Source organism: Streptomyces sp. SID4985 (genome assembly GCF_009863025.1).
Lineage (GTDB): Bacteria > Actinomycetota > Actinomycetes > Streptomycetales > Streptomycetaceae > Streptomyces.
Genome location: NZ_WWIR01000442.1, coordinates 1 through 20,212, shown reverse-complemented (window position 1 = coordinate 20,212; position 20,212 = coordinate 1). Strand labels below are relative to the sequence as shown.

21 protein-coding genes are annotated in these 20,212 nt (G+C 71.9%); 6 read left to right on the top strand and 15 right to left on the bottom strand.

The window, feature by feature from the left end:
• Both GTW40_RS19360 and GTW40_RS19355 read left to right on the top strand, forming a co-directional pair.
• Positions 1-222 (top strand): hypothetical protein, encoded by a 222-nt coding sequence (locus GTW40_RS19360; RefSeq protein ID WP_161181460.1) that lies wholly within the window; start codon positions 1-3, stop codon positions 220-222.
• A gap of 115 nt (positions 223-337) precedes the next feature.
• A complete protein-coding gene (locus GTW40_RS19355; protein WP_161181459.1) occupies positions 338-883 on the top strand; it encodes a DUF3592 domain-containing protein in 546 nt (181 codons plus the stop codon).
• 16 nt (positions 884-899) lie between these two features.
• Here the strand turns inward: GTW40_RS19355 and GTW40_RS19350 are convergent, their stop codons facing one another.
• The 3 genes from GTW40_RS19350 to GTW40_RS19340 all read right to left on the bottom strand — a co-directional run bounded on the left by GTW40_RS19350 (position 900) and on the right by GTW40_RS19340 (position 4,005).
• Positions 900-1,775, bottom strand: a complete 876-nt coding sequence (locus tag GTW40_RS19350) for an alpha/beta hydrolase (RefSeq protein WP_161181458.1) — start codon at positions 1,773-1,775, stop codon at positions 900-902.
• A gap of 195 nt (positions 1,776-1,970) precedes the next feature.
• A complete protein-coding gene (gene kynU, locus GTW40_RS19345; RefSeq protein WP_161181457.1) occupies positions 1,971-3,164 on the bottom strand; it encodes a kynureninase in 1,194 nt (397 codons plus the stop codon).
• Complete coding sequence (locus GTW40_RS19340; protein ID WP_161181456.1) at positions 3,157-4,005, bottom strand: tryptophan 2,3-dioxygenase family protein; 849 nt, start codon at positions 4,003-4,005, stop codon at positions 3,157-3,159. Before GTW40_RS19340 ends, kynU begins: the two co-directional genes overlap by 8 nt.
• Positions 4,006-4,200: 195 nt before the next feature.
• On the opposite strand from GTW40_RS19340, the gene GTW40_RS19335 reads away from it, so the two are divergent.
• Positions 4,201-4,620, top strand: coding sequence for a DUF3151 domain-containing protein (locus GTW40_RS19335; protein ID WP_161181455.1), 420 nt, complete (start codon positions 4,201-4,203; stop codon positions 4,618-4,620).
• 54 nt (positions 4,621-4,674) lie between these two features.
• On the opposite strand, the gene GTW40_RS19330 is transcribed toward GTW40_RS19335, so the two are convergent.
• From GTW40_RS19330 to GTW40_RS19300, 7 genes are all read right to left on the bottom strand, one after another.
• A complete protein-coding gene (locus GTW40_RS19330; protein WP_161181454.1) occupies positions 4,675-6,156 on the bottom strand; it encodes an MFS transporter in 1,482 nt (493 codons plus the stop codon).
• Between the two features lie 117 nt (positions 6,157-6,273).
• Positions 6,274-7,296, bottom strand: coding sequence for a class II fructose-bisphosphate aldolase (fbaA, locus tag GTW40_RS19325; RefSeq protein WP_161181453.1), 1,023 nt, complete (start codon positions 7,294-7,296; stop codon positions 6,274-6,276).
• Between the two features lie 157 nt (positions 7,297-7,453).
• Positions 7,454-8,005: an orotate phosphoribosyltransferase gene (gene pyrE / locus GTW40_RS19320; RefSeq protein WP_161181452.1), complete on the bottom strand. Its 552-nt coding sequence runs from the start codon at positions 8,003-8,005 to the stop codon at positions 7,454-7,456.
• A gap of 41 nt (positions 8,006-8,046) precedes the next feature.
• A complete protein-coding gene (locus GTW40_RS19315) occupies positions 8,047-8,838 on the bottom strand; it encodes an aldose 1-epimerase (protein ID WP_161181451.1) in 792 nt (263 codons plus the stop codon).
• A 54-nt stretch (positions 8,839-8,892) separates the two neighbouring features.
• Positions 8,893-9,711 (bottom strand): SRPBCC domain-containing protein, encoded by an 819-nt coding sequence (locus tag GTW40_RS19310; protein ID WP_161181450.1) that lies wholly within the window; start codon positions 9,709-9,711, stop codon positions 8,893-8,895.
• Between the two features lie 85 nt (positions 9,712-9,796).
• Positions 9,797-11,428 carry a polyamine aminopropyltransferase gene (locus GTW40_RS19305; protein ID WP_161181449.1) on the bottom strand — a complete coding sequence of 544 codons (1,632 nt, stop codon included), beginning with the start codon at positions 11,426-11,428 and terminating at the stop codon, positions 9,797-9,799.
• 115 nt (positions 11,429-11,543) lie between these two features.
• A complete protein-coding gene (locus GTW40_RS19300) occupies positions 11,544-12,068 on the bottom strand; it encodes a DUF2617 family protein (protein WP_161181448.1) in 525 nt (174 codons plus the stop codon).
• A 657-nt stretch (positions 12,069-12,725) separates the two neighbouring features.
• On the opposite strand from GTW40_RS19300, the gene GTW40_RS32740 reads away from it, so the two are divergent.
• Complete coding sequence (locus GTW40_RS32740; protein ID WP_202486121.1) at positions 12,726-12,956, top strand: hypothetical protein; 231 nt, start codon at positions 12,726-12,728, stop codon at positions 12,954-12,956.
• A 112-nt stretch (positions 12,957-13,068) separates the two neighbouring features.
• Here GTW40_RS32740 and GTW40_RS19290 read toward each other — a convergent pair whose 3' ends face one another.
• On the bottom strand, positions 13,069-13,275 hold the full coding sequence (locus GTW40_RS19290) for a hypothetical protein (protein WP_161181446.1): 207 nt from the start codon (positions 13,273-13,275) through the stop codon (positions 13,069-13,071).
• A gap of 425 nt (positions 13,276-13,700) precedes the next feature.
• Between GTW40_RS19290 and GTW40_RS19285 the strand changes: the two genes are divergently transcribed.
• Positions 13,701-14,876 (top strand): pyridoxal phosphate-dependent aminotransferase, encoded by a 1,176-nt coding sequence (locus GTW40_RS19285; RefSeq protein WP_161181445.1) that lies wholly within the window; start codon positions 13,701-13,703, stop codon positions 14,874-14,876.
• 25 nt (positions 14,877-14,901) lie between these two features.
• Here the strand turns inward: GTW40_RS19285 and GTW40_RS19280 are convergent, their stop codons facing one another.
• The 4 genes from GTW40_RS19280 to clpB form a co-directional block, all read right to left on the bottom strand.
• Complete coding sequence (locus GTW40_RS19280; RefSeq protein ID WP_161181444.1) at positions 14,902-15,258, bottom strand: hypothetical protein; 357 nt, start codon at positions 15,256-15,258, stop codon at positions 14,902-14,904.
• Positions 15,259-15,311: 53 nt separating this feature from the next.
• A complete protein-coding gene (locus tag GTW40_RS19275) occupies positions 15,312-15,881 on the bottom strand; it encodes a TetR/AcrR family transcriptional regulator (RefSeq protein WP_161181443.1) in 570 nt (189 codons plus the stop codon).
• Between the two features lie 125 nt (positions 15,882-16,006).
• Complete coding sequence (locus tag GTW40_RS19270; protein ID WP_161181442.1) at positions 16,007-16,546, bottom strand: YbjN domain-containing protein; 540 nt, start codon at positions 16,544-16,546, stop codon at positions 16,007-16,009.
• Positions 16,547-16,901: 355 nt separating this feature from the next.
• The gene (gene clpB, locus GTW40_RS19265) at positions 16,902-19,499 is read right to left on the bottom strand and encodes an ATP-dependent chaperone ClpB (protein ID WP_161181441.1); all 2,598 of its coding nucleotides are present in this window, start codon (positions 19,497-19,499) and stop codon (positions 16,902-16,904) included.
• A 115-nt stretch (positions 19,500-19,614) separates the two neighbouring features.
• Here clpB and GTW40_RS19260 point away from each other — a divergent pair, with 115 nt between their 5' ends.
• Complete coding sequence (locus GTW40_RS19260; RefSeq protein ID WP_161181440.1) at positions 19,615-20,013, top strand: PPOX class F420-dependent oxidoreductase; 399 nt, start codon at positions 19,615-19,617, stop codon at positions 20,011-20,013.
• Positions 20,014-20,212 lie beyond the last annotated feature (199 nt).

Below are 20,212 nucleotides of genomic sequence, written 5' to 3'. Positions count from 1 at the left end.
ATGTTCTCATCCCGAAAAGCAGGACAGGACGACTCCTGGGAAGGGGTCGTCACCGACAAGTCGCGAGGCATGCTCGACGGCTCGAACATGTACCACTTCGTCGAACTCCGCCTGTCCGGCGGGGAGTCCACGAAGGTCAGGGTCGGTCGTCGGCTCTGGAAGGAGGTCGCCGTCGGCGACCGCATCGTCAAGCGGCCGGGCTCCGACCCCGTCAAGGAATAGCGGCCCGCCCCGGCAGGAGCACATGTCGGGCACCGGCCGACCACGTCTCCTCCCCGGGAACACGGTCTAATCACTCCGGGGCGGTCCAACGGGGGCCGCCGACGAGAGGGGTTACGTGAACAAGCAGGTGCGTGACGCGAAGATCCTCCGGCGCATAGCGTGGGCGTTCATCGCGTTCGGGACGCTGTTCGTCGGCATCGGAGGGGCGGTGGCGGTGAATTCGGCCTCGTACCTGTCGAGTGGCGAGCGGGCCTCGGGCACGGTGGTGGACCTGGAGTGGCGGAGCTCGCACAGTCACTACAGCGGGTCGTCGCGGAACCGGCAGAGCAGTGGGCCCTCGGCGTATCCGGTGATCGCGTTCACGGCGAAGGACGGGGAGAAGCACACGTTCCGCGACAGCTCGGGGTCCAATCCGCCCGCGTACGAGGTGGGGGAGCGCGTCGAGGTGCTCTACCGCGCGGACTCCCCCGAGGACGCGCGGATCAACGGATTCCTCTCACTGTGGCTGCTGCCGGTGATCTTCGGCGGGCTCGGGAGCGTGTTCGCGGCCGTCGGCACGGTGATCGTGGTCGTCATGCGGAAAAAGGCGCGGGCCGCGCTCGGTTCGACCACGGCCGGTTCGGCCAAGCTCGGTTCGACCGCGCCCGGTTCAGCCGCCTGAGCGCCGACTGGTCTCCCTACCAGGCCAGTTGGGCGATCTCCTCCGCCACGACCGCGCAGGCGTCCGCCGCCGGGTCGATCAGGGGGAAGTGGCCGACGTCCTCCAGGAGCGTGAGGCCGACGACCTCGCCCGCCTTGGCCGCCGCCTCGGCGTACGCCTCGGAGACCCGCTCGGGGACGTCCAGGTCGGCGCGGCCCTGGACCAGGGTGGTGGCGATGCCGGTGGGGAGGAGGAGGGCGGGGTCGGCGTGGGGCCTGCGTTCGGTGAACAGGTCCGGGCCGCCGAGGAGTTGGATCACCGCGTCGCGGCAGACCTCCAGCTTCGCCGCCAGCGCGAAGTCCGCGACCGGGGCAAGGGCGACCACGCCCCGCAGGGGGGCGGGCCGGTCCGTGCGCCAGGGGGAACCGGCGGGGAGTACATGACGTGCCGCCGCCCACAGGGCCAGGTGGCCGCCCGCCGAGTGGCCGGTCAGGACGATACGGCGGGTGTCCGCCTGAGGGAGCGCCGCGCGGGCCAGGGCGGGGAGGGCGTCGAGCGCCGCGGCCACGTCGTCGAAGGTCTCCGGCCAGCGGCCGGCCTCGTCGGCGGCGCCCGATGAACTTCCGCGCCGGTACTCCACGTTGGCCACCGCGAAGCCCTGCCGGGCCAGGTAGTCGGCGAGGGGGGTGATGTGCCGGCGGTCGTAGGGGGCGCGCCAGGCGCCGCCGTGGAGGATGGCGATCAGGGGCGCCGACGCGGGCTCCGCCGTCTCCGTCCGGGGCGCGTAGAAGTCGATCACCTGGTCCGGGTGGTCCCCGTACGCGGCCGTGGCGTCCGGCTCGACCGGATCGTGCGCGAACGCCGACTCCTCCTCGGCGGCGGCGCGGGCTGCTGCGGCGTCGTCGTCCGGCATGTCCAACCTCTCAGCGAAGGAACGGAATTCGGGGACCGGCTGCGACCACCCCGCCGTTGGCCGGACGGTACCAGGCCGGACACATGCCCCGACATGCGGATGTCACGCAGGGTCACCCAATGGGCGCCCCTGCCGCTTTTGCACCCTCTGGCCGTCCGGGGGCCGCCCCCGCGAGCGGCCCCCGGACGCACCCGCCTACGTCAGCGCCCCCGCGAGCACCCGCGCCGCCCGCTCCGCGTCCGCGAAGCCCACGTAGAGCGGAGTGAAGCCGAAGCGGAGCACGTCGGGATGACGGAAGTCGCCCACCACGCCCCGCTCGATCAGCCGGGGCATGACCTCGGCGGCGTCGGAACAGCGCAGGGCGATCTGGCTGCCCCGCTCCTCGTGCCGCAGCGGCGTGACGCACTCCAGGCGCCCCGGCTCCGTGTACTCCGTCACGCAGCGCAGGAAGAAGTCCGTCAGCGCGAGGGACTTGGCCCGCACCGCCTCCACGGAGACCCCGTCCCACACGTCGAGGGCCGCGTCGAGCGCCAGCATCGACAGGATGTCCGGCGTGCCGACCCGGCCGCGCGGGGCACCCGGCGCCGCCCGGTACTCCGTGCTCATCCCGAACGGCTCCGCGTGCGAGTTCCAGCCCGGCAGCGGGGAGTCGAAGCGGGGCTGGAGGTCGCGGCGGACGTAGAGGTACGCCGGTGAACCCGGGCCGCCGTTCAGGTACTTGTAGGTGCAGCCGACCGCCAGGTCCACCCCGTGCGCGTCCAGGCCGACCGGCAGCGCGCCCGCGCTGTGGCACAGGTCCCAGACGACCAGGGCACCGGCGTCGTGGACCGCCGCCGTCAGCGCGGGGAGGTCGTGGAGGCGCCCTGTGCGGTAGTCGACGTGGTTGAGCAGGACCGCCGCCGTACGCGGGCCGAGCGCGGCCGGGATCTCCGCCGGGGTCAGCGCGCGGAGCGTACGGCCGGTCATGCGGGCGGCCGACTCCGCGATGTAGCCGTCGGTGGGGAAGGTCGTCGCGTCGACCAGGATCTCGTCGCGGTCGTCCCCGGCCATGCGGACGGCGGCCACAAGTGCCTTGAAGACGTTGACGCTTGTCGAGTCGCCCACCACAACTTGTCCCGGTCCGGCGCCGATCAGCGGGGCGATGCGGTCACCGATCCGCTCCGGCGCGGTCCACCAGCCGGACTCCTCCCAGGAGCGGATGCGCAGCTCGCCCCACTCCCGGCACAGCACGTCCCGCATCCGGTCGGGAACGTGCGCGGGCAGCGCGCCCAGCGAGTTGCCGTCCAGATAGACCACGTCGTCCAGGGTGAACTTGTCGCGCAGCGCGGCCAGTTCGTCGGCGGCGTCCAACTTCGATGCCAGGATGGTCAGTTCGTTCGACTCAGACATACGACCTCGCCGTCCACAGCTCGGGGAACACGGTGTTCCGGGCCCGCTTCTCCAGCCACGCCACCCCGGCCGAACCGCCGGTGCCGGTCTTGGCGCCCATCGCGCGACGGGTGGCCACCAGGTGGTCGTTGCGCCAGCGCCACACCAGCTCGGCCACGTTCGTCAGCGCCTCGCCCAGGCGGGCGGTGTCGGCGTCCGGGTCGCCGGAGTACACCGCCGCCCAGGCGGTCTCCACCTCCGGCGCGGGCTCGTACCGCTTCGACACGTCCCGGTTCAGCACCGAGGCGGGGATCTCATGCCCCCGGCGCGCGAGGAACCGCACCGCCTCGTCGTACAGGCTCGGCTCGTACAGCGCCTTCTCCAGCTCCGCGTGCACGCGGGGGCTGCCCCGGTGCGGGACGAGCATCGAGGCCGACTTCTCCCCGAGCAGGAACTCCATCCGGCGGTACATCGCCGACTGGAACCCGGAGCCCTCCCCGAGCGCCGAGCGGTACGCGTTGAACTGGGCCGGGGTCAGCTGCGCCAGCGGGCGCCAGGACGCGTTCAGCGCCTCCAGCTCGCGCACGGAACGCTTCAGCGCGGCCGTCGCCGTCGGCACGTCGTCCGAGCGGAGCGCCTTCGCGGCGGTCTCCCACTCGTGCGTGATCACGGTGAACCACAGCTCCATCACCTGGGTCGTCACCAGGAAGACCATCTCTCCGGGGTCGTCGGAGAGGGTGTGCTGGAGGTGGGTGAGCACATCGGCCCGTACGTAGTCCTCGTACGGCGTCGTGCCCGCGAAGTCGAGATGCGGAGTCTCGGGCTCAGCGGCCTCGGAAGGGAGGTGAGCCTGCTGGGACATCGCTGTCTCCTGTCGAACTACGGGTAGCGGTCCGCCCCTGCCGATGCCGGCACGGGGGCCCCGGTCCCCAGCTCGAATCCTGCGCAATCCCCCCGGATACGGCAAGGGCTGTCTTCCGCACCCGCCGTCCCCAGGGCCCCGTCCCCACCTGTGGACAAACGGAGGGGGCGCCCCGCCCAGTGGCAGACTGCACCCATGACGACGCACAAGAACCTGCTCGGCGGCCCGGAGCCGACCCACCTCCCGGAGAACGAGGAGGCGTACCGGCTGCTGGCCGAGGACTCGCTCGCCCCGGCCGAGGTCGTGGCGAAGTACCCGACCTTCTCCCTGGCCTGGGCGATGCTCGCCGACGACGCCTTCGAGGCGGGGCGCGTGGTCGAGTCGTACGCCTACGCCCGGACGGGGTACCACCGCGGCCTCGACCAGCTGCGCCGCGCGGGCTGGAAGGGCCACGGCCCCATCCCGTGGAGCCACCGCCCCAACCGCGGCTTCCTGCGCTGCCTCGCCGCCCTCACCCGCGCCGCCGACTCCATCGGCGAGAAGGACGAGGCCGAGCGCTGCCGCCAGTTCCTGCGGGACAGCAGCGAGGAGGCGTACGAGGAGCTGATGCGGTAGGGGCGTCTCGCGCCCTGGGCCGGGGTGCTGGGCGGCGCCGGGCTTCGGTGCCGCTCAGCCCCGTCCCGCCGCCCTGCCCGTCTCCAGCGGCGGAGCCGTGAGGTTGCCGTGCCTCCGGCACTCCGGGTGCGCGCATTCCGGGGTCGGACGGCGGCGCACCAGCGTGAAGGCCAGGACCGAGCCCAGGAGCAGCACGCCCGCGCAGATCGGCATCGCGCGGTCGAAGGAGCGGTTGAAGGCGGGGGCGGAGCGGTATGCGTCCGGGCCCATGCCCGTGAGCAGGGGAAGCGCCGCCACCGCGATCAGGCCCGCCGCGCGCGCCGCCGCGTTGTTGATGCCGCTGGCCACGCCCGCGCGGGCGGTGTCCACGGAGGCGAGGACGGTCGCGGTCAGCGGGGCGACCAGGGTGACCATGCCCGTGCCCATCACCAGCAGCGCGGGCAGGACGTCGGTCAGGTAGTCCGCGTCCGGGCCCACCCGGACCATCATCAGCATGGCCACCGCGCACAGCAGCGGGCCCACCGTCAGCGGCAGCCGGGGTCCGATCTTGTCGGCCAGCGCGCCCGAGCGGGACGAGAACAGCAGCATCAGGACGGTCGTCGGCAGCAGGGCCGTACCCGCCTGCAGCGGCGAGTACCCCGCCACCACCTGGAGCTGGAGCGCGGTGAGGAAGAAGAAGCCGCCGAACGCCGCGTACACGCACAGCGTGACGATGTTGACCGCCGTGAACTGCCGCGAGGAGAAAATGTCCAGCGGCAGCATCGGATCGGCCCGGTGCTTCTCGACGTACACGAACGCCACCGCCGACGCCACACCCGCGACCGCGCTCACCACCACGCCCACGGACGCCGAGCGTGCCTCGATCAGGGCGTACGTCAGCAGCGCGAGCGCCAGCGCGCCGAGGACCGCGCCGAGCACGTCGAACCGGCCCGGGGGCGCGGCCTCGCCGGAGGACTCCGCGTCCGACTCGGGTACGTGCCGCAGCGCCACGGGGACACACACCAGCGCGAGCGGGACGTTCAGCAGGAACACCCAGCGCCAGCCGGGGCCGTCCACCAGCCAGCCGCCCAGGAACGGTCCCACGGCCGCGCCGACCCCGCCGAACCCGGACCACATGCCCACCGCGCGGCTGCGGTCGTCGGGGTGGAAGGACGCCTGGATGAGGGCGAGCGAGCCCGGGGTGAGCAGCGCGCCGCCGATGCCCTGGAGCGCGCGGGCGCCGATCAGTACGGCCGGGCTCGGCGCGAGTCCGCACAGCAGCGAGGCCGCCGCGAACCACACCACGCCGATCATGAAGACCTTGCGGCGGCCGTAACGGTCGCCCAGCGAACCGCCGAGCAGGATCAGCCCCGCCAGCGTGAGCATGTACGCGTTGACCGTCCACTGGAGCGCGGAGAGGCTCGCGTCCAGGTCACGGCCGATGCGGGGCAGCGCGACGTTGACGACGGTCGAGTCCAGCAGGGCCATGCTGGAGCCGAGCACGGTGGTGAACAGGATCCATCTGCCCTTGGACGAGGCCAGCCGGACATCGGGCATGGCCTCAGATATACCCCAGACCCACATGTGCCGACACGCCATGGAGCCGGCCCACATATGCGACGGACCCGGCACCCACCCCAGGGCGCCGGGTCCACCGCACACAACCCCTGAGGGCTACTTCATCTTGTTGCCCGCCGACCGCAGGTTGTTCGCCGCCACCACGACACGCGCGGCCATCGACGCCTCGGCCAGCTTGCCCCAGGTGCGCGGGTCGTAGGCCTTCTTGTCGCCGACCTCGCCGTCGATCTTCAGGACGCCGTCGTAGTGCGCGAACATGTGGCCCGCGACCGGACGGGTGAACGCGTACTGCGTGTCCGTGTCGATGTTCATCTTCACGACGCCGTTCTCCAGCGCGGTGAGGATCTCCTCCTCCGAGGAGCCGGAGCCGCCGTGGAAGACGAAGTCGAACGGGGACTGCTTGCCGAACTTGGCGGCCACGCCGTCGTTCAGCTCCTTCAGCAGCTCGGGGCGGAGCACGACGTTGCCCGGCTTGTAGACGCCGTGGACGTTGCCGAAGGAGGCGGCGAGCAGGTAGCGGCCCTTCTCGCCCAGGCCCAGGGCCTCGACGGTGCGGATCGCGTCGTCGACCGTGGTGTAGAGGGAGTCGTTGATCTCGTGCGTGACGCCGTCCTCCTCGCCACCGGTGGGGGTGATCTCCACCTCGAGGATGATGTTGGCGCGGCGGGCCTGCTCAAGGAGCTCCTGGGCGATCTCCAGGTTGTCCGCGAGGGTCTCGGCGGAGCCGTCCCACATGTGCGACTGGAACAGCGGGTTGCGGCCCGCCTTCACGCGCTCCTCGGACAGCGCGAGCAGCGGACGCACGTAGCCGTCCAGCTTGTCCTTGGGGCAGTGGTCGGTGTGCAGGGCGATGTTGACCGGGTACTTCTCCGCGAGGATGTGCGCGTACTCCGCGAGCGCGACCGCGCCCGTCACCATGTCCTTGCTGTACTGGCCGCCGAGGAACTCCGCGCCGCCGGTCGAGATCTGGACGATGCCGTCGCTCTCCGCCTCGGCGAAGCCGCGCAGCGCCGCGTTCAGGGTCTGGCTGGAGGTGACGTTGATGGCCGGGTAGGCGAACTTGCCTGCCTTCGCCCGGTCGAGCATCTCGTTGTAGACCTCGGGAGTTGCGATGGGCATCTGTCCGCTCCTCGTGTTGCGGGTTGGCGTTCTGCGTGGCGGCCCTGAACTTGGACCCAGGGGGCGACGACGTCATCGTCGTGCCCATCTTTCCAGACACGGCCCGGCGGGCGGCCTGGCGGTCGGGACCAGGAAATTCCACGCCGTGGCGGGCCGTTCAGTCCAGACCCAGTTCATCCTTCGAGAAGGCGAACCGGTACGGAACGCCCGCTCCGGCCTCGATCTTCTCCGCCGCACCCGTCGCGCGGTCCACGATCGTCGCCACCGCGACGACCTCCGCACCGGCCTCGCGCACCGCCTCGACGGCGGTCAGCGGCGAACCGCCGGTGGTGGAGGTGTCCTCGACCACCAGCACGCGCCGGCCCGCGATGTCCGGGCCCTCCACGCGGCGCTGGAGACCGTGCGCCTTCGCGGCCTTGCGCACCACGAAGGCGTCCAGCTTCCTCCCGCGCGCGGCGGCGGCGTGCAGCATGGCCGCGGCCACCGGGTCGGCGCCCATGGTCAGACCGCCCACCGCGTCGAAGTCGAGGTCGGCGGTGAGGTCGAGCAGCACCTGGCCGACCAGCGGGGCGGCCTCGCCGTCGAGGGTGATGCGGCGCAGGTCGACGTAGTAGTCGGCCTCCAGACCCGAGGAGAGGGTCACCTTGCCGTGCACCACGGCCTTGTCCTTGATCTGTTCCAGCAGTTCGCCACGCGCGTCGGTCGTCATACGGCCAGCTTAGAGGCGGCCCCGGCGTGACGGCGGACGGCTCAGAGGCGGCGCCAGCTCCAGGTCGTGGACGTCTCCAGCGGGTCCAGCGGGGTGACCAGGCGGGGCATCGTGTTGAGCCCGTTGGGCGGCCCGGTCTGCGGCTCGACGCACACGGCGGCGTCCTGCTCGTCGTAGACGACGGCCCACTGCTCGCGGCTGGTCAGCTTCAGCTCCAGCTGTCCGGGCCAGGTCAGGGTGACGTCCACACCGTCGGGCATCCCGAAGCAGTCGTCCCAGGGGCCGGGCCGGGGGTCGATCCGGTTGCCGGTCGGGAGGTGGTCCTCGCCGCGCTCCTCCTGCCAGGCCGGGGTGAAGTCGATCCGCACGCCCTCGCCGCCGCCCAGGGTCCGGTTGAACCAGGGGTGCCAGCCGATCTGCGCCGGGAACGAGTCCTCGTACGTCTCCACCGCCATGGTCAGCGTCAGGCTGTCCTCGCCGAGGCTCACGATCTGGGTGACCCTGCCGTGGTGCGGCCAGGGGTCGGTCAGCTCGTACGTCAGGACCGCCTCGTCCGCCGAGACGCGGGCGGTGCGCCAGGCGCCGTCGCGGGTGGTGCCGTGGATCGCGTGCGGCGGGGAGTTGAGCGGCATCTGCCGTACGACACCGCCGTCCAGGAACCGGCCGTCCCTGATCCGGCCGCACCAGGGGACCATCGGAAAGCACCCGAACCGCTCGCCCTGGCGCAGCAGCTCCGTGCCGCCGACCTTCAGCCCGGCGACCCGTCCGCCCTTCCCGGGCCGGACCACGACCTCCGCGTCACCCGCGGTCAGCACAATGTCTTCGTCACTCACGGGACGACCCTACTCGCGTACGGGCGGCGGGCCCGTGGTCTACGGGCCGTCGTCTCAACGGCGTTTGCGCAGGGCCCGGGTGACGACGATCGCGGAGGCGAGCGCGAAGGCCGCGGCGGGGGCCGCCCAGCGGAGCGTCGAGCTCGCGGCGACCGTCTGGGGGGCGGGTACGGGGGCGTAGCGGCCGCGCGGCGGGGCGTGGTCCACCTCTTCGGCGCTGCGGCCGATCATCGTGCGGCGCGCGTGCGCGGCTTCCGCCGGAGGCCCGGCGGGGGTCTCGGCGGGGGTGCCGGGACCCGTAGGGGTGTCCTCGGGGGCGGGGGGGAGGGAGGGCGGGGGGACCTCGGTGTCGAAGACGGAGGTGTGCGCGTCGGCGGCCGTCTCCTCGAAGTCGGGCCGCTCCGGCTGCTCCGGTTCCTCCGGGACCGGGGGCGCGCTCGGCTCCCGTGGCTCCTCGGCCAGGCCCTCCAGGAAGCGGGTCAGCAGACGGGCCGCCGCCGAGGTGAGCTGGTCCGCGGGGAGTTCGGCCGTACGGGCGCCCGTCGTGGTCGTCGCCGTCGCGGTCAGGTCGGCCGTCGTCCCGTCCGCGGCCTCCGCGAGCCGTACGGTCACGGTGAACTCCGCGCTGCCCGTGCCCCGGGACTCGGTCGCCTCACCCTTGATCGTGTAGCCGCCGTCCTCGTGGCGCGTGACCCCGGCCGTGCCCCGGTACGTCACCGAGTGCCCGCCCACGCGCAGCTTCAGCCTGCCGGTCAGCGGGTCGGCGGTGGCGTCCTGCTGAAGCCCGGGTACCGCCCGGGCGACCCGTACGGGGTCCGCCAGGGCCTCCCTGAGCCGGTCGGCCGGAACCGGGACGAAGACCTGGTGCTCCATGTCGCCCGAGCCTACCCAGTGGGCGCGGGATTGCACCCCTGTACGGAAGGAGCGGCCCCACGTGCGGCCGACCCGGTGGGGCCCCTCAGTACCTCGGGTGCGCCAGCGTCGACGCCACCAGTCCCGTCACCCGTGTACGGCGGGCCGCGTGGGCGTCGGCCGCCAGCCCGGCCGGGGTCAGGGTGCGGGGGCGGGGGCCCGTGAGGCGGAGCCGGGGCGGGGAGGGGCCCGGGGTGGCCAGAAGGTAGCCCCAGTCGGGCGGGGCGCCCGCGCGCGCGGCCGAGCGGTCGGGGCCCGCCGGGAAGCCGGAGTCGTGGCCGAGGACGCGGTAGGGGGCGGCCGAGAAACCCGCCGCTCGCAGGCTCGTCGCCACCGTCCAGAAGACGCGGGGGCGGGTGGTGACCGGGCCCGCGTGCACCACCAGGCGGCCGCCGGGGGCGAGGGCACGGCGGGCGAGGCCGTAGAACTCCTGGGAGTAGAGCTTGGTGCTGGCGGTGATACCGGGGTCGGGGAGGTCCGCGATCACCACGTCGTACCGTCCGGCGGGGGCGAGGCGCAGGCGGCCGAGCGCGTCCGCCGTGGTGACGTGGACGCGTGGGTCGGCGAGGGCGTGCCGGTTGAGCGCGGCGAGGCCGGGGTCGCTGCGGGCGAGGCGGAGCAGCCCGGCGTCCAGCTCGACCACGTCGACGCGCCGTACCCCGCCGTACCGCAGCACCTCGCGCGCGGCCAGGCCGTCCCCGCCGCCGAGGATCAGCACGCGCGTGTGCGGGCCGGACATCGCGGGGTGGACCAGCGCCTCGTGGTACTGCCGCTCGTCCCGGCCGCCGACCCTGAGCCGTCCGTCCAGGAAGAGGTCGAGCGGCCTGCCGTCGGTGCCCCCGGCGAGGACGACCTCCTGGACGTCGGTCTGGAGCGCGACCCGTACCTCACCGCCGTACACCGCCTGCCGCGCGGCCCGTTCGAAGTCGCCCGCGAGCGCGGCGGCCGAGGCGAGGACGCCGAGCACCACGAGCCCCACGACGAGCAGCGCCCATCGCGCGCGACGGCTCAGATCGTGGCGGAAGAGGCCGAGCACCAGGGCGCTGCCCGCGACCACGTTCACCGAGCCGGTGAGCAGCGCGCCGGTCAACTGGCCCAGGAACGGCAGGAGTACGAAGGGGAAGGCGAGGCCGCCGACCAGCGCGCCGACGTAGTCCGCCGCGAAGAGGTCGGCCACCGCGCCGCCCGCGTCCTGGCGCCGGATGCGCTGGATCAGCTCCATCAGCAACGGCACTTCGGCGCCGACCAGCAGCCCGATGGCCAGCGAGAACGCGACCAGCAGACAGCGCGGGCCGTCCGCCCACACGCCGCCCCAGCCGCCGGTCCACGCGAAGACCGCGTACAACGCCATGGCGCTGCAGCCGCCGACCAGCGCGAGCGCGGTCTCGATCGCACCGAAGCCGAAGGCCGCCCGCCAGCGCAGACGTTTGGCGGCGAGCGAGCCGATGCCCATCGCGAACACCATCACGGACAGCACGACGGACGCCTGGGTGACCGAGTCACCCATCAAGTACGAGGCGAACGCGACGAGTTCCAGCTCGTACACCAGTCCGCAGGCCGCGCAGACGAAGACGCACGCGAGGACCAGGAACCGCCCGGTGCCGGGCCGCACGGGCAGCCACGCGGGCTCGGCCCAGGGCGGGGCACCCGGGGACACGGGGGCGTGGGGTTCGATCACGTTGCGACGTTACGTCACGGCGTACGCACGCTTCGTCACCCACACGTGTGGAACTCGGGCGTCTGGCAGCGCGATCGGTTTACGGCGGCCAGAGTTGGTTGACTTGAGGCGGGGGTCAGCCGGGCTGTCCGGCGGGCACGCGTACGCCGACGCGGGTCCTCGTCGCCACCAACTGGCCGTCCTGCGGGTAGGCGTGCCAGGTACGCCAGTGCACCTGACCGCCCTGCCACTGGGCGAGCAGCGCGGTGAAGGCGTGCGGGCTGCCGGGGAAGACACCGGCCAGGCCGTGCGGGTGGTCGGAGACCAGCGCCAGCAACTCCTGTGCGCGACCCGCGAACTGGCCCGGCGTCAGCATCTCCACGCGCGCCGCGAACTCGTACTCCCAGTCGCCGATCCGCTTGGCGACGCCGAGCGGGAGGGGCGTGCTGGAGCCGGGCATGCACGCCACGGTCTCCGAGCAACTGCCGTTCTCTTCTTCGAGGAGGACCTGGTGGGAGGCGCCGAGGAGCCTCAACTGGAGTCTCGCCCCGCTCAGTTCGAGGTCGAGGGTGGCCAGGGCCGGGAGCGGTTCGCGTCCGAGGGCCCAGGCGAGATCGGCAGCGCGCGTATCTGTGTAGGAGGTGTTCAGGGTCGTGAGCATGGATCGGCTCCGCTAACACGCATGAGGGAGAGGGCAGTCCGGCGCACCTCGGCGGACACCGGGGCGGTCGGCCCGCTCGGCCCGGCTGGAGGGGGGTGCCCTTGGGACGCCCGAGGGCTGCGGTGGTGTTTTAGAGGGAATCATGAACTGTGGCCGTGCCACAGCGTTTTTACCCAACTTCGTAGGGTTTCCATCCCTCAGAGGGCCCCACAGCTCAACTGTTCAACGATGCCCTCCGGGGGCTGACTGCGAGCCCGGGGAGGGGTGTTGACGGGGCTGGAGCGAAGCGGGGTGACGGTGGACCGGGGTGGGGCGTCATGACCGACGCCTCGGGACTCGTGCCCCACCCCGGCTCACCCACTGTCGCCAAGACGCCCCACCCCCGGCTACGCCGCTCCCCGCCCAGCCGCCACCTCTCAGCTACCGCCCCCGCAGCCGCCCCCACCACCGCAGGACGAGCCGCCCCCGCACGACGAACCCCCACCGCAGGACGAGTGACCGCCGCCGCAGGAGTGGCCGCCGTGATGGCCGCCCCCGTGGTGGCCGCCGCCATCCGACGAGCCGGAGTCGTTTCCGGCCACCCACCAGCTCGTCCCGGCGTCCGCCGAGGACGACGACGAGCGATACGACGACCGCGACCCCACGCCTGAGCGCCGCTTGCCGAGCGAGACGTTCCCCCGGCCGCGCTGCCGCGCCCGCGACCTCGACGCCGCCGTCACGACGATCACCAGCGCCACCAACAGGACGATGCCGATCACCATGGCGTCATCCCCCTTCCGTTCCCCCGAAGCGGCCCCCCGTGGGCGCCTCGCCACCGCGCCGTGCGACGCGGTGACCGGGGGATGCCCGGCCCGCCGTACGGCCAAAGCAGAGTTGAGCAACTTCTGAGGGTTGTTCCGGGGCCGGTGCGGCAGCGAGCCCCTCTCCCGATGAGTCGCGCCGCATCGACCCCGGCGCGACCGAATTCCTCCAACCCTCCGAACGCCGGTACACTCCTGCGCTATTTACCACCCGGCAACGTGACGGATATCCGCCAGATCACCGAATTCAGCGCCGTGAATTTCCACGCCGTTTCGCGCAAATGGGCGTGCGGAATTTGGGCGGTGAGAACACCGCCGCCGTCACCGCATCCGGACGCCGCGAGGGTCTTTCCGGCGGAGACAATGCTGAACTTGACCGGTCCCGCGCAGCTCCACATCGCGGTCACGGACGACGCTTCGCCCACCGACGCGGGGAGCGTGACACCTCCGGCACCGTGTCCCGATCCCGTGTACAGCACCTTCGCCCCGACGGGGAGTGGGGAAAGGACCGGATCGGGCAGGTGGGCCGAGCCATGGGGGGCGGAAACGGGAGAGGGGGCGGCCGTGCCGGTTCCCGTCGTGGAATGCGTGCCACCGGAACAGGCCGACACGAGAACGAGTACTAAAGCCGACAGTCCGACGCCTCGCGGAAAATACTTCACCAGGTCGCCTCCGGCTCACGAATGGGCGAAACGGCATTCACAATGAATCCCCCTTTTCTTCGCGCCCGGACAGCAGTGGCGCGGCCCCAACAATCACGGGACGCCCGAGTGATCGTCAAGAAAATCCGGGAAACTTGAGCCGGACTTGAGTTCCCGGGCAGGATGACCGCATGACCTCCACCGCACGCCCGTACCTCAACCGCCGTCTCGCCGAGTTCGGGACGACGATCTTCGCCGAGATGTCCGCCCTCGCCGTGGCGACCGGATCGATCAATCTCGGGCAGGGGTTTCCCGACACCGACGGGCCCGAGGAGATCAGGGAGGCGGCGGTGCGGGCGTTGCGGGACGGGCGGGGGAACCAGTACCCGCCGGGGCCCGGCGTCCCCGAGCTGCGCAACGCGATCGCCGCGCACCAGGAGCGCCGGTACGGGCTGACGTACGACCCCGACACCGAGGTCCTGGTCACGGCGGGCGCCACGGAGGCCATCGCCGCGACGCTGCTGGCGCTGCTTGAGCCGGGCGACGAGGTCGTGGCCCTGGAGCCGTACTACGACTCGTACGCCGCGAGCATCGCCATGGCGGGCGGGCGCCGGGTGCCCGTCACGCTGCGCCCCGACGCGGGCCGCTTCACCCTCGACCTGGACGAGCTGCGCGCCGCCGTCACCGACCGCACCCGGCTACTGCTGATCAACACCCCGCACAACCCCACCGGCACCGTCCTCACCCGCGCCGAACTGGCAGCGATCGCCGAACTGGCCGTGGAACGGGACCTGTTGGTCGTCACGGACGAGGTCTACGAGCACCTGGTCTTCGACGACGCCGAGCACATCCCGCTGGCCTCGTTCCCCGGGATGCGCGAGCGCACGGTGACCATCGGGTCGGCGGGGAAGACTTTTTCGTTCACCGGCTGGAAGGTCGGCTGGGTGACCGCCGCGCCGGAGCTGGTGAGCGCGGTGCGCTCCGCGAAGCAGTACCTCACCTTCGTCTCGGCGGGCCCGTTCCAGTACGCGGTGGCCGAGGCGCTGGCGCTGCCCGACTCGTACTACGACGACTTCCGCCGCGACATGAGCGCCCGCCGCGACCTCCTCGCGACGGGCCTGGCCGAGGCGGGCTTCGACGTCTTCCGTCCCGCCGGCACCTACTTCGTCACCGCCGACATCCGCCCCCTCGGCGAGAAGGACGGCTTCGCCTTCTGCCGTGCCCTCCCGGAACGCGCGGGCGTCGTCGCCATCCCCAACGCCGTCTTCTACGACGACCGCGAGGCGGGCGCACCGTTCGTGCGCTTCGCGTTCTGCAAGAAGGAGGAGGTGCTGCGCGAGGCCGTGGAGCGGCTGCGCGGCATGTGAGCGGCCCACACCGGCGGACGCGGCCTCAGCGTGCCGCCAGGCTCCGCTCGATGAGGTCCACCGTCGCCCGGGGATCGTCGACCTCGACCACGAGACGCGCGTAGCGCTCGTCGGCGAGTTCGACGACCACGGCCCTGGCGCCGTCCTTGACGTCCCAGAAGACCCACTCGCCCTTGGTGTGGAACGAACCCGCGACGAGGAGACCGGGGAAGTGGGAGCCCGGGGCGCGGAATCCCTTCGGTTCCTTGACGATTCCCGGGTCGGCGGTGGCGCCCCGGACGTTCGCCAGCGGTATGTCCAGGCGGCTCTTGAGCGCCCAGAGCTTGTCGAGCCCTTCCATCTCCACGACCAGGGTGGAGCCCTCGACAGTGATGCGTGCCATGTCGGCCTCTTTCGGTGAACGGGGTGGGTGGGGACGGCTCAGCCGGGGACGGCTCAGCCGTGGGAGGTGAGGCTCCGCGCGAGGGCGGTCCCCGCGAGCAGCACGTCGTCGTCCGAGGCGCCGGCCCTGGCCCGGACGCGCAGCCCGAGCAGGGTGGCGGTCACCGCGGTCGCCGCGCCCGCCGCTCCCGCCGTTCCCGGGGAGTCACCGCCGTCCCCGGCGTGCGCGGCGGTGCCGAAGGCCCCGTCCAGCGCGGCGAACGCCGTGGCGACGAGTCCGCCCACCTCGGCGTCGACGGGGGCCCGCTCGATCGCGGCCATCAGCAGCAGGTCGACGCCGTTCTCCGCGCCGGGACCGGCGAGGGCCTCCTCGATGGCGCCCCGCACGCCCGCCTGCTCTGCGAGGCGGTCGGCGAACGGCGTGAAGAGATGCTCGACGGACCAGCGCAGCGCGGCCAGATAGAGCCCGCGCTTGCTGCCGAAGGTCTTGTACAGGCTGTTGCGGTGCACGCCGAGGTGCGCCACCAGATCGTCGATCGACGTTCCGTCGTACGCCCGCACCGAGAAGAGCGCGGCCGCCCGGCGGACCACCTCGGCCTCGTCGAACCCTCTTGGTCGTCCCATGCGCCGACCGTAGCCAGTTGAGGAACAACCAGTCAAGAACAATCGTTCCTTAATCCGGTACGGCAAAGGGGCCCGGGGTGGCATCACCCCGGGCCCCTCGAAGTCCGCGTGCGGACCGGCTGGGACTAGTCCTCGTCCTCGCCCGGCTTCTCCGCGTCGTCGATCTCGTCGACCTCCTGCTCCAGGCCGAGCTGCTCCACGATCCACTTGTCGAACTCGATCGCGGCGCGGACCCAGCTGACCGTGGAGGAGACGAAGTGGTTGAGGTCGACGCCGGTGCCGACCAGCATCTGGGCCTCGCCGATGAGGCGGACGGTGCCGTCCTCGTGGGTGTGGGTGTACACCTTCGGCCACAGGGTGCGGCGGTTCCACTCGTCGACGGTCTCGAGCAGCTGCGGCTTCTCGTCGATCTTGTGGGGACGGTCGTAGAAGGTCCGTACGGAGAAGACCGCCTGCTCGTCCTCACCACGGAACATGAAGTACGTGCGGAACTGCTCCCACGGAGCCGCGAGGTCGCCCTCCTCGTCCACGACGTACTTCAGCTCCATCTGCTCGAGGAGCTGCTTCACGAGGTCCTGATCCGGGACGACGGGGCCCACAGGTCCCTGGGGCTGCGGGTCGGGCTGGCCCCCGAAGTTCGGAATCGAGGACGGGTCGATGCTCACCGTGTTTTTCCCTTCGTACGGATACCGCCATCCTCCCCCAGAAGGGGAGGCCCCTGGCAAGCCCCGCCGCGCCCTGTAAGCCCTCGGCGGACACGGAGTCCCCGGACGGGCGGTGGCCGTCCGGCATGATTCCGCCATGCGCATACCAAGAGTGGTGCGATGGGTCCTGTGGACCCTGTGGACCGGCTGTCTGCTGTTCATCATCTGGTTCTTGTGGAAGGTGTGGGCCTTCTACCGGGAGGCCGAGTCCTGGTGAGCGAGTGACACCCGGCGGCACCGGTGAAACACACGGGCCCCCGTCCGCACCTTCAAGGTGGGGACGGGGGCCCGAGCCATGGGCTGCCGTCTGCGGCGTCTACAGCTTCTTCGCCGTCGCCGGACCCACGATCAGCTCGTCGCCGAAGCGGTCCACGCGGACCGTGTCGCCGTCCTTGATCTCGCCGGAGAGGATCTCCTTGGCGAGGCGGTCGCCGATGGCGGTCTGGACGAGGCGGCGCAGCGGGCGGGCGCCGTACGCCGGGTCGTTGCCCTCCTCCGCGAGCCAGGCCAGGGCGTCGGGGGTGACGTCCAGGGTGAGGCGCCGCTCGGCGAGCCGCTTGGCCAGCCGGTCGAGCTGGAGGCGGGCGATCCGGGCCAGCTCCTGCTCGTCGAGCGCGGAGAAGACCACCAGGTCGTCCAGCCGGTTCAGGAACTCCGGCTTGAAGGAGGCCCGGACCACGTCCAGGACGCGCTGCCGCTTGTCCGCGTCGTCCAGCGCCGGGTCGACCAGGTACTGGCTGCCCAGGTTGGAGGTCAGCACCAGGATGGTGTTGCGGAAGTCGACCGTGCGGCCCTGGCCGTCGGTGAGGCGGCCGTCGTCCAGCACCTGGAGCAGGATGTCGAAGACCTCGGGGTGGGCCTTCTCGACCTCGTCCAGCAGCACCACGGTGTACGGGCGGCGGCGGACGGCCTCGGTGAGCTGGCCGCCCTCCTCGTACCCCACGTACCCGGGAGGCGCGCCGACCAGGCGGGCCACGCTGTGCTTCTCGCTGTACTCCGACATGTCGATCCGGACCATGGCCCGCTCGTCGTCGAAGAGGAAGTCCGCGAGCGCCTTGGCGAGTTCGGTCTTGCCGACACCCGTCGGGCCGAGGAACAGGAAGGAACCGGTGGGACGGTCCGGGTCCGCGATGCCCGCACGCGAGCGGCGTACGGCGTCGGACACGGCCTGCACCGCCTCGCGCTGGCCGATGAGCCGCTTGCCCAGCTCGTCCTCCATGCGCAGCAGCTTCTGCGTCTCGCCCTCCATGAGGCGCCCGGCCGGGATGCCGGTCCAGGCGGCGACGACGTCCGCGATGTCGTCGGAGCCGACCTCCTCCTTGACCATGGTGTCGCTCGCGGCCTCCTCCTCGGCCTCCGAGGCGGCCTCCAGCTCCTTCTCCAGCTGCGGGATCTGCCCGTAGAGCAGCTTGGCGGCGGTGTCGAAGTCGCCGTCGCGCTGGGCGCGTTCGGCCTGGCCGCGCAGGTCGTCCAGGCGCTCCTTCAGCTCACCGACCCGGTTGAGGGACTGCTTCTCCTTCTCCCAGCGGGCGTTGAGGTGGCGCAGCTCCTCCTCCTTGTCGGCGAGGTCGCGGCGCAGCCGCTCCAGACGCTCGCGGGAGGCGGGGTCGGTCTCCTTGCCGATCGCCAGCTCCTCCATCTTCAACCGGTCGACGGAGCGCTGGAGTTCGTCGATCTCGACGGGCGAGGAGTCGATCTCCATGCGGAGCCGGGACGCGGCCTCGTCGACGAGGTCGATCGCCTTGTCGGGCAGGAAGCGGGAGGTGATGTACCGGTCGGAGAGCGTCGCGGCGGCCACCAGCGCGCTGTCCGCGATCTGCACCTTGTGGTGCGCCTCGTACCGGCCCTTGAGACCGCGCAGGATCGCGATGGTGTCCTCGACGGTGGGCTCGGCGACCAGCACCTGCTGGAAGCGGCGCTCCAGGGCGGGGTCCTTCTCGATCCGCTCGCGGTACTCGTCCAGCGTGGTCGCGCCGACCATGCGCAGCTCGCCGCGCGCCAGCATCGGCTTGAGCATGTTGCCCGCGTCCATGGCGGAGTCGCCGCCCGCGCCCGCGCCGACGACCGTGTGCAGCTCGTCGATGAAGGTGATGATCTGGCCGTCTGAGTCCTTGATCTCCGAGAGCACGGCCTTCAGCCGCTCCTCGAACTCGCCGCGGTACTTGGCGCCCGCGACCATCGCACCGAGGTCGAGCGACACCAGCCGCTTGTTCTTCAGGGACTCGGGGACGTCGCCCTTGACGATGCGCTGGGCGAGGCCCTCGACCACGGCGGTCTTGCCGACGCCCGGCTCGCCGATGAGGACGGGGTTGTTCTTCGTACGGCGGCTCAGCACCTGCACGACCCGGCGGATCTCGTGGTCCCGGCCGATGACCGGGTCCAGGCGACCCTCACGGGCGGCGGCGGTGAAGTCGGTGCCGAACTTCTCCAGGGCCTTGTACTGGCCCTCGGGGTCGGCAGTGGTCACTCGTCGTCCTCCCCTGGCCTTCTGGAAGGCCTCTTGCAGCTTCTTCGCGTCGGCGCCCTGCTTCTGGAGCACCTCTCCGGCGGCGCCGCCCTTCGCGGCGATGCCGATCAGCAGATGTTCGGTGGACAGGAACTCGTCCCCGAGTTCCTTGGCCCGCTGGTCCGCGTCCGCCAGGACCGCGAGGAGGTCCCGGCTGGGCTGCGGCGGGGCCACGGTGGAGCCGGTCACGCCGGGCAGGCCCGCGACGATGCGCTCGGCACCCGTGCGGACGGCGGCCTGGTCGGCTTCGACGGCCGCGAGCAGGTCGGTGATGTTGCTGTTGTCCTGCCCCGCGAGCAGCGCGAGGAGCAGGTGCGCGGGCGTCAGATCCGGATTCCCCTCGGTCACGGCCCGCTGGCTGGCCGCGTTGATCGCGTCCCGGCTCCTGTTGGTCAGCTCGGCGTCCACGTTCGTGTTCTCCTCCTCGACACGTCCTCCATTGATGACTTCATCAGTGTACACAAACTTGAGCGGGGTGCACTCAATTAAGCGGAGGTCATTTGGACCTGACTAGGTTTCGGCCATGACCTCCCTGAATCAGGACGAGCCGTACCTCGCCTTCTGGCGCGAGCGGCACCTGTGCACCCTGACGACCCTCCGCCGCGACGGCACCCCCCACGTGGTCCCGGTGGGCGTGACGTACGACCCCATCACCGGCGTCGCCCGCGTCATCACCGACGCCGCCACCGCCAAGGCCGCCCACATCCGCGCCGCAGGTCCCGACGGCGCCCGCGTCGCCGTCTGCCAGGTCGACGGCCGCCGCTGGGCCACCCTGGAGGGCCGCGCCCACGTGGTGACGGACCCGGCCCGCGTCGCCGACGCCGTACACCGCTACGCCGAGCGGTACGGCCGCGTGCCGCGCGAGAACCCGACACGGGTGGTGCTGGAGATCGAGGTGGACCGGACCCTGGGCCACGCCTGACGGGAGCCTCCGGCGGTTCGGGGGGCCTCGGGGTCGCCCGCGTACGGCAGGGCCGGGGCGGAACGCCTGGCGGCGCCGGGAGCCGTAACGCTCACCGCCTCGGCGGCCGGGCAGCCGAAGACGCCGGGGTGACACCGGGAAGGACGGCCGGCAGGACCGGAGTTGTGGCGCTCGCCGACGCGGCGGCCCGGCGGCCGGA

Coding starts and splice junctions, on each gene's coding strand:
- GTW40_RS19360 (WP_161181460.1), top strand. CDS start 1: ATGTTCTCATCCCGAAAAGCAGGACAGGACGACTCCTGGGAAGGGGTC.
- GTW40_RS19350 (WP_161181458.1), bottom strand. CDS start 1,775: ATGCCGGACGACGACGCCGCAGCAGCCCGCGCCGCCGCCGAGGAGGAG.
- kynU (WP_161181457.1), bottom strand. CDS start 3,164: ATGTCTGAGTCGAACGAACTGACCATCCTGGCATCGAAGTTGGACGCC.
- GTW40_RS19340 (WP_161181456.1), bottom strand. CDS start 4,005: ATGTCCCAGCAGGCTCACCTCCCTTCCGAGGCCGCTGAGCCCGAGACT.
- GTW40_RS19335 (WP_161181455.1), top strand. CDS start 4,201: ATGACGACGCACAAGAACCTGCTCGGCGGCCCGGAGCCGACCCACCTC.
- GTW40_RS19330 (WP_161181454.1), bottom strand. CDS start 6,156: ATGCCCGATGTCCGGCTGGCCTCGTCCAAGGGCAGATGGATCCTGTTC.
- fbaA (WP_161181453.1), bottom strand. CDS start 7,296: ATGCCCATCGCAACTCCCGAGGTCTACAACGAGATGCTCGACCGGGCG.
- pyrE (WP_161181452.1), bottom strand. CDS start 8,005: ATGACGACCGACGCGCGTGGCGAACTGCTGGAACAGATCAAGGACAAG.
- GTW40_RS19310 (WP_161181450.1), bottom strand. CDS start 9,711: ATGGAGCACCAGGTCTTCGTCCCGGTTCCGGCCGACCGGCTCAGGGAG.
- GTW40_RS19300 (WP_161181448.1), bottom strand. CDS start 12,068: ATGCTCACGACCCTGAACACCTCCTACACAGATACGCGCGCTGCCGAT.
- GTW40_RS19285 (WP_161181445.1), top strand. CDS start 13,701: ATGACCTCCACCGCACGCCCGTACCTCAACCGCCGTCTCGCCGAGTTC.
- GTW40_RS19280 (WP_161181444.1), bottom strand. CDS start 15,258: ATGGCACGCATCACTGTCGAGGGCTCCACCCTGGTCGTGGAGATGGAA.
- GTW40_RS19275 (WP_161181443.1), bottom strand. CDS start 15,881: ATGGGACGACCAAGAGGGTTCGACGAGGCCGAGGTGGTCCGCCGGGCG.
- GTW40_RS19260 (WP_161181440.1), top strand. CDS start 19,615: ATGACCTCCCTGAATCAGGACGAGCCGTACCTCGCCTTCTGGCGCGAG.